The 12,296-nt window shown below is 51.1% G+C and carries 11 protein-coding genes; 6 read left to right on the top strand and 5 right to left on the bottom strand.

What is annotated here, in order from left to right:
• Positions 1-489: 489 nt before the first annotated feature.
• From VFG09_08555 to lgt, 4 genes are all read left to right on the top strand, one after another.
• Positions 490-1,065 (top strand): flavodoxin family protein, encoded by a 576-nt coding sequence (locus tag VFG09_08555; protein HET6515197.1) that lies wholly within the window; start codon positions 490-492, stop codon positions 1,063-1,065.
• Between the two features lie 22 nt (positions 1,066-1,087).
• On the top strand, positions 1,088-1,810 hold the full coding sequence (locus tag VFG09_08550) for an FKBP-type peptidyl-prolyl cis-trans isomerase (GenBank protein ID HET6515196.1): 723 nt from the start codon (positions 1,088-1,090) through the stop codon (positions 1,808-1,810).
• Positions 1,811-1,910: 100 nt separating this feature from the next.
• The gene (locus VFG09_08545) at positions 1,911-2,447 is read left to right on the top strand and encodes a DUF4136 domain-containing protein (protein ID HET6515195.1); all 537 of its coding nucleotides are present in this window, start codon (positions 1,911-1,913) and stop codon (positions 2,445-2,447) included.
• Positions 2,448-2,528: 81 nt separating this feature from the next.
• Positions 2,529-3,395, top strand: a complete 867-nt coding sequence (lgt, locus tag VFG09_08540; GenBank protein HET6515194.1) for a prolipoprotein diacylglyceryl transferase — start codon at positions 2,529-2,531, stop codon at positions 3,393-3,395.
• Between the two features lie 13 nt (positions 3,396-3,408).
• Here the strand turns inward: lgt and VFG09_08535 are convergent, their stop codons facing one another.
• From VFG09_08535 to lysS, 3 genes are all read right to left on the bottom strand, one after another.
• The gene (locus VFG09_08535) at positions 3,409-4,575 is read right to left on the bottom strand and encodes an ATP-binding protein (GenBank protein HET6515193.1); all 1,167 of its coding nucleotides are present in this window, start codon (positions 4,573-4,575) and stop codon (positions 3,409-3,411) included.
• Positions 4,576-4,644: 69 nt separating this feature from the next.
• On the bottom strand, positions 4,645-5,874 hold the full coding sequence (locus tag VFG09_08530; protein HET6515192.1) for a lipoprotein-releasing ABC transporter permease subunit: 1,230 nt from the start codon (positions 5,872-5,874) through the stop codon (positions 4,645-4,647).
• 79 nt (positions 5,875-5,953) lie between these two features.
• On the bottom strand, positions 5,954-7,447 hold the full coding sequence (lysS, locus tag VFG09_08525; GenBank protein ID HET6515191.1) for a lysine--tRNA ligase: 1,494 nt from the start codon (positions 7,445-7,447) through the stop codon (positions 5,954-5,956).
• A gap of 91 nt (positions 7,448-7,538) precedes the next feature.
• Here lysS and miaB point away from each other — a divergent pair, with 91 nt between their 5' ends.
• A complete protein-coding gene (miaB, locus tag VFG09_08520; protein ID HET6515190.1) occupies positions 7,539-8,843 on the top strand; it encodes a tRNA (N6-isopentenyl adenosine(37)-C2)-methylthiotransferase MiaB in 1,305 nt (434 codons plus the stop codon).
• Entirely contained in the window at positions 8,840-10,090 is a 1,251-nt protein-coding gene (gene mtaB / locus VFG09_08515) for a tRNA (N(6)-L-threonylcarbamoyladenosine(37)-C(2))-methylthiotransferase MtaB (protein HET6515189.1), read from the top strand. Before miaB ends, mtaB begins: the two co-directional genes overlap by 4 nt.
• 178 nt (positions 10,091-10,268) lie before the next feature.
• Here mtaB and VFG09_08510 read toward each other — a convergent pair whose 3' ends face one another.
• Both VFG09_08510 and VFG09_08505 read right to left on the bottom strand, forming a co-directional pair.
• Positions 10,269-11,462, bottom strand: a complete 1,194-nt coding sequence (locus tag VFG09_08510; GenBank protein HET6515188.1) for a hypothetical protein — start codon at positions 11,460-11,462, stop codon at positions 10,269-10,271.
• A gap of 71 nt (positions 11,463-11,533) precedes the next feature.
• Positions 11,534-12,296: sugar phosphate nucleotidyltransferase (locus tag VFG09_08505; protein HET6515187.1), on the bottom strand; the 763-nt coding region annotated here is incomplete at its 5' end.

Raw genomic sequence — 12,296 nt, 5'->3', positions numbered from 1 at the left:
GAGAAGGTATTCCTGAAGCAGCCATGAAGGCGCCGGTAAAGGCAAAGGGGAGGGCGAAGACGGAGTGTGAGAATTTGATCATCCGCAAGTAGAGGCCTATCCCTCCGATGAATTTTTGCATGGGTAATAATACCATATAGGGCTGCGGTCCCATGCAAACCACCGGCAACCTCTCCAACAAGCGTTCGTCTGCATGACAACAGCGGATTCACTCATTCTCAGCAGGCATCCTGCCTGCTTCCGAGGTAGCGGCGCGCCTCACCATCCTTGTGAGGCTTTTCGTGCCGCTAAAACCGTTCATCCTCTGTTCTCATGCCGTGTGAAGCGCGTCTCTTCGATTTGTGGTGAATCATGGGTGGCGACTACAATTGCATTACCGGTCTCAAAAACACTAGAATAGGAGTCACTGATTGAACCTGAGGCGGCCGTTCTGTTCTCATGAGGAGTGGAGATAACTGGAGAAGGGACTTCGCCCGGAAGGAGGCATGCATGAAGGTAGTGGCGTTCAACGGGAGTGTCAGGAAAGACGGTAACACCGCGATCCTCCTGAATCTGGTTTTGGATGAACTGAAGAAGGAAGGTATCGAAACCGAGATCGTCGGCCTCTCGGGGAAGGTCATCAACGGTTGCATTGCCTGTTACCGATGCTTCAAGAACAAGGACCGGCAATGCGCCGTGAAGAATGATTCTGCAAACGACTTCATCGTCAAGATGCTCGGAGCGGACGGCATTCTCCTTGGTTCCCCGACGTACTTCTCGGATGTCTCGGCGGGGATGAAGGCCCTCATAGAGCGCTGCGGCATGGTTTCCCGCGCCAACGGAGACATGCTGAAGAGGAAGGTTGGGGCCGGTGTCGTAGCTGTGCGCCGTGCCGGAGCGATGCACGTCTTCAGCTCGTTGAATCACTTCTTCCTCATCGGCCAGATGATCATACCCGGATCGAGCTACTGGAATGTGGGAATCGGAAGGGAGCCGGGAGAAGTGATGAATGACAACGAAGGTCTTCAGACAATGGTAAACCTCGGGCAGAACATGGCGTGGCTGCTCAAGAAACTCAATACATAGACAGGCTGGAAAGGAGATCGTGATGAAAGTTTTTTTGACAGTGGTCGTCGGTATCATGGTGTTAGCGGGTCAGGTTTTTGCTGAAGAGCAGGCGGTGCTGAAGAATGAGAAGGACAAAGTCAGTTACAGTATCGGTGTTGATATCGGCGCCAGGATGAAGAAGCAGTCTATCGACGTTGACATGGACATCCTCGCGAAGGGGTTAAAGGACGCTTACTCAGGAAGTAAGACTTTGATGACGGAACAGGAAGTCCATGAAACGCTGGCTGCTTACCAGAAAGAGATGATGGCAAAGCAGCAGGAGCGTATGAAGATTATGGGGGAAAAGAACAAGAAAGAAGGAGAGGCCTTTTTAGCAGCGAACAAGAAGAAGGAGGGCGTAATAACCCTGCCGAGCGGTTTTCAGTATAAGGCGATCAAGGAGGGAACAGGGAAGACGCCGAAAGCAACAGATACGGTGACCGTCAATTACCGCGGCACCCTGATCGACGGTACCGAATTTGACAGTTCCTACAAACGTGGTCAACCAGCAACGTTTAGGGTCAATGGCGTTATCGCCGGCTGGACAGAGGCCCTTCAGTTGATGAAGGAGGGGTCGAAGTGGGAACTTTTTATTCCTGCCAATCTTGCCTATGGCGAACGTGGGGCGGGGGCAGCCATAGGACCGAATGCGGTCCTCATTTTCGAAGTGGAGCTAATCTCAGTGAAGCCGGCTGAAAGCGGAGAGAAGGCGCCGGAGAAGTAGGGTTTGACCAAAGGGGAAGCTCCCTGCCTCATCATGAGAGGCAGGGAGCCCTAGGTCATAAGGTAGGTTTTTGCACCGCATTCTTTACGAAGGAGGCATAATGATGAACGTGTTCAAAGGAGAGAGGACCTTGGCACTCATAGCGACGGTGTTGGTGTCAGTTCTGATTATGGCGGGCTGTGCAACATCCATCAAATATTCCTATGACGCGCGGACCAGTTTCTCGGAGCAAAAGAATTATGCCTGGGGCCCATCATCGGGCCTGTACAGTCGGGACCCCCTTCTTGAAGCCAATGTGCAGGTCTTTGCGGATCAACTCCTTGCACAGAAGGGCTTCACCAGGACATCCGACAAGGCCGATCTCTTAATATCGATGAGTTACGAATTCGACACGGGCATCTATCAGTATAACTATAACTATGAGCTTCGGATGCTGACCTTGAACATTTACAAAATCAGGAATGATGTACCTTTGGGTTCCGAGATGTCCAAAATGTCCATGCACAGGGAAATTAGTACAGAGAACAAAGAGCTGGTCTGGCGGGGGACGGCATATGGGACGATCAACAGCGATGCTGCTTCGAAGGACTTGAAGCAGGCAGTACAGGAAATTCTTTCGAACTTTCCGCCAAAATGAGGAGGTTCGCGGGAACCGCCATTCGCTTCTCGGCAAGAGAATGGCCGTTCCGGCGATTCCTGATTCCCTCTTTGCGCCTTAATCCTTCCGGCCCTGATTGAGGGAGATAACCTGATCCCTTATCCAACGATAAGTCCCGAGATCATAAGAATTGGCCCCTTCGCCGTGAGGTGGTACGGAATGATGTACCTCCTTGGGTTCGCTGCGTCCTATCTCCTCGTGGGGCTTCAGATCAAGAAAAAGAGACTTTCCGTTCCTCGCGATTTTGAGAGCTCCCTTTACTCCTATATCATCATCGGGCTCCTCATCGGTGCGCGCCTCGGTTACGTAATCTTCTACGATCCAAGCACCTATCTCCGCAAACCCCTTGAGGTTTTCGCCGTTTGGCATGGCGGCATGTCCTTTCACGGAGGTCTTGTCGGCAGCTTCATCGCAGGCATTCTCTTCTGCAGGAACATGGGGGTCGATTTCTGGCAGACCGCTGACCTCGTGATCGTAACGGCACCCATTGGCCTCGGACTCGGCCGCATCGGAAACTTTATCAATGGAGAACTCTACGGCAGGGTCTCCAATGTACCATGGGCAATGGTCTTTCCAGGAGGAGGGACCCTGCCGAGGCATCCATCACAGCTCTATGAGTTTCTCCTCGAAGGGGTCTTCCTTTTCATCATCCTCTGGATCGCCAAGGACAGGGGGCTTAGAACGGGCGTTCTCACATCTCTCTTCCTTATCCTTTACGGTCTCTTCAGGTTCTCCGTCGAATTCTTGAGGGAGCCTGATGCTCAACTGGGATTCATCATCTCCTTTCTGACGATGGGCCAGATCCTCAGCACGGGAATGATGATTTTAGGCACGCTGATTTATTATCTGCGGAGAAGGCAGGAGACAAACAATCCCCGTGGCACGGCTGCTGAGACTACTGAGGGGAAATCAGACAAGGGGTTATGAGAGAGACCATAAGCTAGTCTGCCCGTTCGAGCGTTATGAAGACCTTTGTCCCTTCGTAGGGGACTGGCTCCACGTCTATTTCTCCGAAGTTTTTGCGTACGGCAAGTTTCGCTATCGAAAGTCCCAGTCCCGAGCCCTTCGGTTTCGTGGAATAGAAGGGTGAAAAAATGTCAGAAATAGTCGCAAGGTTTATCACCTCACCATTATTGAAGACTTCCACCCGTACAGTGTTTTGGGGGGCTTCCTGACTGACAGAGCTTATGCGCACGCGCGGCGTTTCTGCAGCACGGGATGCCTCCACGCCGTTCTCTATGATGTGATAGAAGAGGTGGCGGAGGTCCACAGGATCGCCCCTTACGAGACGGGCATCAGGGTCGAGGTGAACTTCCACCTTCACTCCCTCCAATATCTTTCGGGCCGAGAGCTTTTCAAGCATATTTTCTATGACGGTCTCGATCATGACGAGATCAAAGCGAGCCTCGCGCTGAAACATTTCGATATAGATACCTATGTCTTCTATCATCTCTTCGCAGTGTCTCGCTGAAGAGATGAGAAATTCGTAATCACCATAAAGATGGTCCTTGGGGTCTGTATGTCGCTGAAGCCTTCTGAGATTACCTCCTATTATCGTTACCGGGTTTCTGATTTTATCCGCTATCCCCTTGAGGATCTCGACATCACAACGGACGGTGGCCTCGATATATGCGCTCGTCTCGACAAGGATACAGGAATCAACAAGTTTGTCCACCACGGGAAGGATCCCGAGAGCGACCTGCGCAGGGAAGCCGGTGATCGCATGCCGATGGCAGAACTTACGCACAAGGGAGAAACCCAACCCCGTAAATCGCTGGTCAACGTTTATCTCCACATGTCTCAAGCCTATACGCCAGAGGTAAGTAACAAAGTCTGGGGCCAAATTCTCGCGAAAGAGCCTTTCGAACCATGTCGCCCATGTGAGCTTCATGACATCGGGTTTGCCGACGTGTTCAAGGAGGATGTGGGTTTCTGGCAGCTCGAAAAAGAATGCATAGAAATACTCCGCAAACTCCTCCTTCTTGGCTATGAAGAAATCCCGGTGAAGGCTGAGGAGAAGGAGGTCATCTTCCGTCAGTTTCACTTTATCCATTAAGCGCTGAAGACTTTGGTGTGGCGTTGCAGAAACAAGGGCTTTATACTTCATGGTCTTATTGTAGCATGCTGAGCTGAAGTGTCCAGTCTGCCCGTGCCGAGAGTATCTCAGAACGATGCGCTATTCGTACCGCAGCGGCTCAACAGGGTTAAGCTTTGCCGCCTGCCAGGCAGGATAGATCGTCGAGAGAAAGCTGATGATGATCGCCGAGAGCGACACCGAAAGAAAGTCTGACAGCTTCATCTTCACCGGCAGATGGCTCAGGTAATAGATATCAGGGGGCAGTTTGATGATCTGATAGGTGTTGAGAATATAGGAGAGGGCATATCCTCCTGCGAGGCCGATGACTGTTCCGACAAGGCCGATGAGAAAACCCTGGATCATGAATACGGACATGATGGCCCTGTTCGTTGCGCCCATGGCCTTGAGGATCGCAATCTCCCTCTGTTTTTCTATGACGTTCATGATGAGCGTACTCACGATATTGAAAGAGGCGACGAGGATGATGAGGACGAGAATGATGAACATGGCGAACTTTTCGAGCTTGAGGGCAGAGAAGAGGTTCTTGTTCATCTGCATCCAGTCGCGGGTCTGATAGGGAAATCCGAGAAGAGTCCTGAGCGCCTCACGCACTTCCGCAGCCTTGTAAATGTCCTTTATCTTCACCTCGATTCCTGTGACCGAATCCTTCATCCCGAAGAATTCCTGTGCAGATTTCAGCGAGACGATCACAAGGTTCGAGTCGTATTCGAACATCCCCACCTCAAAGATCCCGACGACCCTGAACTTTTTCACCTTTGGAAGCATACCGAGGGGTCCGATCTCACCCGTGGGAGAGAGGATAGATATCACATCGTTCCTGAAGACGCTGAGCCTCATGGCAAGTTCTCTGCCGAGAATAATTCCCGGCAGCGCCCCTTCACCATCAAGTTCCGAAAGATTCCCCTCCTTGAGATGGCTGGCGATATCCGTTGTCATTGTCTCAAGGGAGGGATCTACACCTCTTATGTATACCCCTTGTCCCTTATTCCCCGAGGAGATCATGACCTGGCCGAGGACGAAGGGCGCGGCAGAGACCACGTCCCTTTCTCTGCCTATCTTCTCCATAACTCTTTCATAGTGGTCAAGGGTTCCCCGGTAATCAAGGACGACGACATGGGCATTAACTCCGAGGATCTTTTTCTGGAGGTCTTCGTGGAAGCCGCTCATGACGGCGAGGACAACGATAAGCGCCATCACCCCAACGGCGACCCCTCCGATGGAGACGGCGGTCTGAAAAGAGAGGCCTCGCTGCCTCTTTTTCGATCTCAGATACCTGAGGGCTATGAAGAAGCGAAAGGGAAGGTTCATGGTCTCCTGGATTGTTGGGAGAAGAATTCAGACGTGCAATAGCGACCGTCGATCATCATTCCGAATTCCGCGCTTCTTGCTATTGCTCCGGCTTTAGTTGGGGGAACAATATTACATCACGTATGGACTGAGCATCGGTCAGGAGCATCACGAGCCTGTCGATCCCGATTCCTTCTCCGGCAGCCGGGGGCATGCCATATTCAAGAGCCCTGACAAAATCTTCATCCATGAACTGTGCCTCTTCGTCTCCCTTTTCCCGCGCCTCCACCTGCTTGAGGAACCTGCCTCTCTGGTCAAGGGGATCGTTCAGTTCAGAGAAGGCGTTGGCGATCTCACGGGAGGCGATAAAGAGCTCGAATCTCTCGACAAGGTCCGGGTTGTCCGGTTTTCTCTTTGCGAGGGGAGAGAGTTCTACCGGGTAATCGATGATAAAGGTAGGCTGTATAAGTTCCGGCTCCACGAGCTCCTTGAAGATCTCGTCGAGGACCTTCGCGTGGGAAGTCCAGCCTTCGATCTCGATCTTCTTCGATCGTGCCCACCTGACAGCCTCGGAATGGTCGGTAATCGTCGCATCAGGCACCCCTTTTTCACGCAAGGCCGCGAGCATGGGTATCCTCTTCCATGGCGGCGTCAGGTCTATGGTCTCGCCCCCATAGGGTATCTTCAGTGTTCCGGTGACTCTCCGGGCCACTGTTCCAAAGATCTCTTCCGTAAAATCCATGAGGAAGGTATAATCCTTATAAGCCATATAGAATTCGAGCATTGTGAATTCAGGATTATGCTTCGTCGATATGCCTTCATTCCTGAAATTCTTGTTCAGTTCATACACGCGCTCATATCCACCAACCAGGAGTCTCTTCAGGTAGAGTTCAGGTGCGATCCTGAGGTAGAGTTCGATGTCGAGGGCATTGTGGTGGGTCTTAAAGGGTTTGGCTGCGGCGCCGCCGGGGATTTGATGCATCATCGGCGTCTCGACCTCGATAAATCCCTCAGCCTCAAAAAAGTCCCTGAGAGCCTTGATAACGGCACTCCTCTTTTCGAAGGCCTTCCGCACCTCGGGGTTGACAATGAGATCAACGTAACGCTGCCGGTACCGTGTCTCGATGTCTTTCAGGCCATGCCATTTTTCGGGCAAGGGTCTCAGAGACTTGGTAAGGAGCTTAAATTCATCAACCTCGAGGGTGAGCTCCTGGGTCTTTGTCCTGAAAACCCTTCCCCTGATTCCGAGGATATCACCGATATCGAGTTTTTTCACGATGGTGTAAGCTTCACCAAGGATATCCTTCCTGAAATAGACCTGGATCCTTCCGGTGGAGTCCTGGACGTGGGCAAAGGCTGCCTTCCCGAAGTCCCTCATCGTCACAATCCTGCCTGCTACGATAAAGGAGGCAGGGTCTCCTGCGTCGAGCTCCTCCTTGGAGACGTCGCGAAATCTCTCGAGAATATCTGAGGCGTGTACTGTGACCTCAAAGGCCCCTCCAAAAGGCTCTATTCCTGATTGTCGAAACTCCTGGAGCTTCTTGAGGCGCTGCTCTATCTGTTCATTGATTTCGAGCATTTTGTGAGGTTGCATTATACTGGTTGCCTCCCGTCTTAGTCAAGGCTGATGGCTGTTGAAGACCGACCATCGCCCTTTTGCGATTCTTGCATCTGAGGGGTTATTGATGGTATTTTTAATGATGTCGCCGCGATTTTACATAGAGACCTTCGGCTGCCAGATGAATGTCCATGACTCGGAAAAGATTGCGGGCGTCCTTGCAAGGGAAGGCTACTGTTCGACCTGTGACCCGAGGAAGGCAGACATTATCATCTACAATACCTGCAGCATCAGGGAGAAGGCTGAGCAGAAGTTCTATAGCGAACTGGGGAGGGTGAAGTCGCTGAAAAGGAAAAGGCCCGATCTGAAGATAGCGGTGGCCGGATGTATCGCCCAGCAGCAGGGAAGGGGTGTATTCAGAAGGGCTCCCCATGTGGATCTCGTCTTCGGCCCGCAGAATATCCATCTTTTGAATGACCTCCTCCGGGGAGGATCACAGGCTGTTGCCGATGAGGACAACCCGCTGATTGCCGACATGGACCTCCCGGTCGTTAGGAAGCCCGGTGGCAGGGCATGGGTCTCGATCATGTACGGATGCAACAATTTCTGCAGCTATTGCATCGTCCCATACACAAGGGGCAGGGAGAGAAGCAGGCCGACAGAGAACATTCTGAAGGAAATATCAGAACTCGGTCGTGACGGTTACAGGGAAGTGATCCTCCTGGGACAGAATGTGAATTCATACAAGAGCGACACTGATTTTGCAGGGCTTTTGAGAAAGATTAACTCGGTCAGGTGGATTGAGAGGATAAGGTTTGTTACGTCTCATCCAAGGGATCTTTCTGATGGCCTTGCTTCTGCGTTCGAAGAACTTCCCAAGGTATGCGAACATCTACATTTGCCCCTTCAGTCAGGTTCGAGCAGGATATTGGATCTGATGAACAGGGGGTATACTTTCGATGAATACAAAGAAATCGTGACCAAACTGAGGAAAAAGATAAAAGGCCTTTCCTTCACGACTGATATCATTACAGGCTTCCCCGGCGAGACGGAAGAGGATCATGAAGATACGCTGAAGGCCCTGAAAAAATTGGAGTTTGACGGCATCTTCGCCTTCAAGTATTCGCCGAGACCAGGAACTGTGGCTACTCTCATGGACAGCAAGGTTGACGACGCCGTTGCTTCGAGAAGGCTTACAGAGATACTTGATCTTCAGGACTCCATCACCTTGAAAAAAAACAGATCCTATGAGGGGACTTATCAAGAGATACTCGTTGAGGGGCCGAGTGAAAGCGACAGCGAGCTGTTAACCGGAAGAACACGGACGAACAAGATTGTCAACTTCAGGGGGAGAGATGGGCAGACCGGTTCCTTTGCGAGGGTCAGGATAGTGGAGGGCCGCAGGCATTCCCTTCTCGGTTCACTCATGTGAAGGCTTCAGTCCTGAATCTCGGATGCAAAGTAAACCAGGCCGAGAGTTCACAGATAGAGGCCAATCTCCGTTCAGCCGGTTGGAGCATTGTAGAACTCTCTGAAGGACCCGAGCTTTGTGTGATTAATACTTGTTCGGTGACGTCCAAGAGTGACTATCAGTCGAGGCAGCTCATACGGAGGGCACATCGAGCGGGTGCCAGGATTCTCGTGACGGGATGCTATTCTGAACTGAATGCAGGGGACGTCTCAGTTATGTCCGGTGTGACAAGGGTAATCAGGAACAGTGAGAAGGCCGCCTTCATTAATGAACTTGCAGGAAATAGAGAAAACTCTTTTGATTATGGTGTGAGGGCGAGGAGCAGGGCCTTCCTGAAGATCCAGGACGGTTGCAACTATTCCTGCACCTACTGCATAATTCCGAAGGCGAGGGGGAGATCGAAGAGCGTCAGTCCTGACTCTGTTATTTCTCAGGCCGAGAAGCTCTCTTTGATGTACCATGAGATCGTCCTGACAGGCATTCATTTAGGCACATATGGTTATGATCTTAATCCTAAGGTTAAGCTTTCAGATTTAACAAAGGCGCTATTGCACACCTCTATAAAGAGGATCAGATTAAGCTCCCTCGAGATCAATGAGATCGACGATGATCTCATCGAATTGCTGGCTGAGGAAAGAGTATGCAGCCATCTCCACATGCCTCTCCAGAGCGGGAGCGACAGGATACTCAAACTCATGAACAGAAGCTATGATTCCCTGACATTTATGAGGCGCCTGCAAGAGATTCGTGAAAAGCTGCCGGGCATATCTATCGGAACAGATGTGATTGTCGGGTTTCCCGGAGAGGATGTGAAGGATTTTTCAGACACCTATTCTCTCATAGAGTCACTTCCTTTCTCCTATCTTCACGTCTTTCCTTATTCGCCTAGGCCGGGAACAAGGGCCGCTGCGTTTGAGACCCAGATATCTCCTGACATGAAGAAGGATCGCTGTTACAGATTGGCTCAACTGGGCCGTGAAAAGAGATACTCCTTTATGAATCAGCAACTCGGAACAGTTTTGGACACCCTCATTGAGAAGACCTCGGCTGATGGTCGCTCTGTCGGCACCACCGCCAACTATCTTAAGGTCACGGCGGTTCTAGAGAGGACCGTACCCGGAGAGATAGTAAGGATAAGGATTGTAGGACATGATGGAGAGAGACTTCTCGGGACTTCCGATGAAAGCCTTCTAAGTCATTGTATTTAAAGACAACATAACCTGCCTAAATCCTGTTCAAGAGCGTAAAGTCCTTTAGGTAGCCTGCGATTCTTCCCCTTGTAAACCAAGTTAGTAACATTTTCTTAACATTCTCTGTTCATATCTTATGTCTGATAAGATATATTATGTTAAATCAAATGGCGCTGCACATCCACCTCGCAGAACCCTAAATAACCCCCTCAGACCCTGGAGGGCATTGTCTTTTCAGCCATCTCTCAGCATCGGCCCTATCGGAGATGACCCTAAAAAATTGGAGCCTTCTAATCTCCTTTATTATGGCCCCGAGCTCTGACCCAGGTCTTAGGCCGGTCATTTCCATGATTTCCTCGGAAGAGATAACCATTCGTGAATTCACGAACCTTCCTGCTTCGTCAATTACCCTCTTTTTCCTGGTGAGGAAGGCGAAGTCCATGACTGACGGGTCTGCCTTGGCGAACAGCTGATAGAGTTCCCTCCTCAGCAGTTTTGGGTGCTTCTCGTAGAGGCTGAGGAGATCAGTAGTGAGGGCGATCCTCTTCGCTATGGTATTGCTCAGTCGTAATCTGCTGGTCTTCAGGTCTGCGCCATAGAGAAGGATTTCAGCCCTCAGGAGTCCGCAATAAGTTAAATCCTGGGCAAAGGACTCCTGAAACTTCAAGCGATACCTGTCAGGTAGCTTCTCAAGAAAGGTGTCAAAGCTTGAAAATGCTTTAATATTTCTCCTTAATCTCCCGGAATCTATAACCAAAAAAGAGGTCAGGATGCCATCGGCATGGGACCACTTAATGGCTCTTCTGTAGCCAGCGGAGTTGAGGAGCTTGAATATCTCTAAAGTAATCCTTTCATGGGACGGACGTTGCATGTTATCGTGCAATTCTTTTATGAATGTCCTTGTCTTGGTCTCAATATGCCAGGAGAACTCGCCGGCGAAACGGTAAGCCCTTAAAAGGCGGAGCGGGTCGTCGATAAAATTCTTCCTGGCTATCGCCCTGACGATGCCCCTTCTGATATCGTCACAGCCCTTAAAGGGATCGATGACACCCTCTTGCGGCGACCATGCAAGAGAATTCATCGCGAAGTCTCTTTGCGAAAGGTCCTCGATCAGTCCTCCCTTAAGCTCAGTAAAGTCCAGGGTAGTCCTATTCAGGACAAGTCTCGTCAATCCCTTCTTCTCAAATTCAACAACCCTCCCTCCAATGCGCGACGTAAGACGGTCAATAAAGGCCTTTGGGTCGCCCCTGAAGACAAAGTCGATATCACGGGAGATCACCCCCCTGAAGAGGTCACGCAGGTACCCGCCGATGAGATAGACTTCGAAGCCGGAGCCAAAGACGGCGGACACCTGTGGATTGCTCAGGATAGTATCTGCGAGATGACGCATTGTATGGCCTTTCCCGGCGTCCTGTCCGAGGCATCGGGCTGTTAAGTGGAGCAGGTGAGAGGGTATTCTCTTTATTCGCTGATCTTTAAGGGCCTGCCGCCTCGGGGAAGTATCGCTATACCCGAAGGATCGATGTGACAACGGAAACGATCTCTTTCAGGGTTGTATCCGATCACTTCCTTCTCCTGGACTACGTTCAGCTTGTCAACGATCACCCTTCTCAGCCTGCACCCTCTCTTCAGAACCGAATGGTCAAGGACGATACAGTCTTCGACACTTACGCCCTCCTCGATAGTGACGCCGCATCTGATCACGGAGTTGCGTATGGCAGCACCATGAATGACAGTCCCCTCGGAAATAAGACTGTTCGTTATATCTCCCTTCAGTATCTTGGCTGCCGGTCCGATGTATCCTGAAGGATGTATCGGCCAGAGTTTGTTGTCGAGCTCGAATAGGGGGGCACTGCCGAGCATGTCCATATGGGCATCGAAAAAAGACGCTATACTACCGACGTCCCGCCAGTATCCCTCTTCTTCGTAGGGCATGGTCCCCGGTATGATGTTCGTAGCAAAATCATAGGCAAAGACTTTTCGTGAAGGAACAAGACCGGGGATGACATGGGCGCCGAAATCATAGTGCCTCTTTCTCTGCGTCTTTGCGAGGGCATCCAGGAGGATCTCTCTGGAGAAGATATAGTTGCCCATGGAGACATAGGCGCGGCTTGGATTGTCAGGCATCGGTGTCGGACTCTTCGGTTTTTCCTCGAAACCGATGATCCTTCTCTCGCTGTCAGTTACGATGACGCCGAACGAAGACGCCTGTTCGATCGGAACA

It is taken from the genome of Thermodesulfovibrionales bacterium (assembly GCA_035686305.1).
GTDB lineage: Bacteria > Nitrospirota > Thermodesulfovibrionia > Thermodesulfovibrionales > UBA9159 > DASRZP01.
The sequence above is the reverse complement of the archived record's forward strand: the minus strand, read 5'-3'. Positions and strand labels throughout refer to the sequence as shown.